This is a genomic window from Microbacterium sp. K36 (genome assembly GCF_004794355.1).
Lineage (GTDB): Bacteria > Actinomycetota > Actinomycetes > Actinomycetales > Microbacteriaceae > Microbacterium > Microbacterium paraoxydans_D.
Map to the genome: position 1 here is coordinate 1 of NZ_SSDN01000085.1, position 1,078 is coordinate 1,078.

Sequence of the window (1,078 nt, forward strand, 5' to 3'; positions counted from 1 at the left end):
GAGCCTGTCGAAGCTGGGTCCCTGAGCCTGTCGAAGCTGGGTCCCTGAGCCTGTCGAAGGGTCGAAGGGTCAGACGGGCTGCGCGTCGGGGTACGCGACGGCGCCTAGGGGGTAGATGTGTCCGCCGGCGCGTGAGTGCTCGGACTCGCCGTCGCCGTTGAGTCCGAGGAAGATCCCCGTCGTCATGAGCTGGTAGCCGAGGTCGTGGAGCCAGACGCTCGCCACCGCGATCCGGAACTCGCGGAAGCAGAACAGGTAGAGGCCGTCCGCGAACTTCCACACCGTGGAGAGGTCCATGTCGCCGTGACCGCGCTGGACGCCCTCGAGGCACTGCCACGCGTAGCGCTGGCTGGAGACGTAGACGTGCTCGTACAGGTGGTGGGGGCTGTAGCGGTAGACGTTCCGCTTGCCGATGAGGTCGCGGCTCGGACCGGGGACCTCTCCGGTCGCGGGGCCGGCGTCGGTGGTCGCGGCCCAGAAGTCCTGCCCGACCTGCGGGGTGCCCTCGACGGCCTCCGCCGCGATGCGGGAGCGGATGACGGTGGCGCGGTGGGTCGTGGTGGAGAACACGACGGTGAGGGCTTCGCGCTCGCGGGTCTCGAAGGGGATGTTCACGAAGACGACGTCGTCGCGCACGCGGACCGCGTCATACGGGTCGCGGCCGGAGGATCCCAGTCCCTCCCACGACACGGAGTCCTCGTCGAAGCGGAGGGCGAGGGCGGTGTCGTCGTCGAGGGTGAGCGTGAGCGTGGTTCCGGCGAGCGTCGTGTTCGGCAGGCGGAACGTGTCGATGCCCGCGGCGAACTCGTCGTACGTGCGCCATTCGTCCAGAGCGGGGTCGGTGGAGATGTCGGTCATGAGGGTCCTGACGTCGCACACGGCGGGGCCTCGTCGCCCCGGGCACCGCGTCGTCGCGATGCGCTTGCCTCATGCTCCGGCCGTGCCGGGGGAGCCCTCAAGCGCACGGAGTCCATCCCGCGCCGAGAGTCAACCGGCGTGCCCTCCCGGGCAAGTCCCGCCCCCGCGCAGCTCCGTCCCCGCGCAGCTCCGTCCCCGCGCAGCTCCGTCCCCGCGCAGC

The 1,078-nt window shown here is 70.8% G+C and carries 1 protein-coding gene; it reads right to left on the bottom strand.

Annotated elements, in window-relative coordinates:
- Positions 1-69: 69 nt before the first annotated feature.
- Positions 70-858 carry a MoaF C-terminal domain-containing protein gene (locus DW296_RS10835; RefSeq protein WP_136052240.1) on the bottom strand — a complete coding sequence of 263 codons (789 nt, stop codon included), beginning with the start codon at positions 856-858 and terminating at the stop codon, positions 70-72.
- Positions 859-1,078 lie beyond the last annotated feature (220 nt).

Coding starts and splice junctions, on each gene's coding strand:
- DW296_RS10835 (WP_136052240.1), bottom strand. CDS start 858: ATGACCGACATCTCCACCGACCCCGCTCTGGACGAATGGCGCACGTAC.